This is a genomic window from Liquorilactobacillus sicerae, from assembly GCF_029916425.1.
Taxonomy (GTDB): Bacteria; Bacillota; Bacilli; order Lactobacillales; family Lactobacillaceae; genus Liquorilactobacillus; species Liquorilactobacillus sicerae.
The window spans coordinates 1-412 of sequence record NZ_JAHAVQ010000320.1; the positions used below are offsets into that span (position 1 = coordinate 1).

Here is a 412-nt window from a genome sequence, read left to right on the forward strand (position 1 = left end):
GTTCTGTGCGGGTTGCGTCTTCCGGAGAAAATTCAATGATTTCAAAAAAATTATGTGCATATTCAATGCTGCTGCTGATTTTTTCAAGAACCTCTGTTTTACTCATATGTAGTTTGGATTGACGATGGATTGGGCTGGTAGCGATAAAAATGTGAATTTGTTTATGAGCTGCCGGATCGGTTGCCTGCACGCAGGCATCGATATCTTTTTTATTAGCACGGGCTAAAGCAGTTACACGTGCTTTTTTAATTGATGAAGCCACTGCTTGAACTGCTTGGAAATCTCCTTTTGAAGCAATTGGAAACCCCGCTTCGATGACATCGACACCCCATTTTTCCAGTTGCTGTGCAATGGCTATTTTTTCTTTGATACTGAAATTGACACCGATTGTTTGTTCGCCATCTCTTAAGGT

1 protein-coding gene is annotated in these 412 nt (G+C 41.0%); it reads right to left on the reverse strand.

The window, feature by feature from the left end; genetic code table 11:
* Nucleotides 1-412 (reverse strand): beta/alpha barrel domain-containing protein (locus KH893_RS12640; protein WP_486606310.1); only part of this gene is annotated, 412 nt, incomplete at both ends.